General features: G+C 78.5%; 1 pseudogene. It reads left to right on the top strand.

Annotated elements, in window-relative coordinates:
- Positions 1–706, top strand: a pseudogene (locus N1F91_RS31020) (peptigoglycan-binding protein LysM); the annotation flags it as partial.

Raw genomic sequence — 706 nt, 5'->3', positions numbered from 1 at the left:
GCGGAGGCTCCCGCAGCCGGCACCGTTGCCGATGCGCAGGCGCCGGCCGCCGCGACCGACGTGCCGCCCGCCGCACCTGCCGCCGGAACGCCAGCCGCACCTGCCGCGGGCGAAACGCAGCTGGCCATGGTCGATCCGGCCGCGCCGGCCGAGGCCGCCCCGCAGGCGCCCGCGCCGTCCGGCGCCGAACAGCCCGCCGTCCGCGTCGAGGCGGTCGAGATCGAGGGCCGCACCGTCTTCGTGGCAGGCATGGCCTCGCCGGGGCTGACCGTGCGCGTCTATGCCAACGCCATCCTGCTCGGCGAGGCGCCGGCTTCCGAAGGCGGCCGGTTCCTCATCGAGACCGAGCGCGATCTTCCCGTCGGCGACTACATCGTCCGCGCCGACCTGCTGGCCGATGGCGGCCGCAAGGTCGTCGCCCGCGCCGCCGTGCCGTTCCAGCGCGAAGCGGGCGAGTCCATCGCCGCCATCGCCGCGCCGCCCCCGGCGATCGTGCAGGCGCCCGCGCCCGACGCGCCAACCGCCGATGCCGCCGCCACCGCGCCGGCCGATGCTCCCCAGGCCGCCGATGCCGCCGCACAGCCTGCCGAGCCCGCCGCTCCGCAGGTCGCAGCCAGCGAGCCCGCCCAGCCGACCGCCGAAAAGCCCGCCGCCGAGATGGCCGCTGCTACGCCGCAGCCGTCCGAACCCGCGCCCGCCGCGCCGG

This window comes from Aquibium sp. ELW1220, assembly GCF_030398385.1.
In the GTDB taxonomy this organism is placed as follows: Bacteria; Pseudomonadota; Alphaproteobacteria; order Rhizobiales; family Rhizobiaceae; genus Aquibium.
Note: the sequence above shows the minus strand (reverse complement) of the source record. Positions and strands in the feature narration are given on the sequence as shown.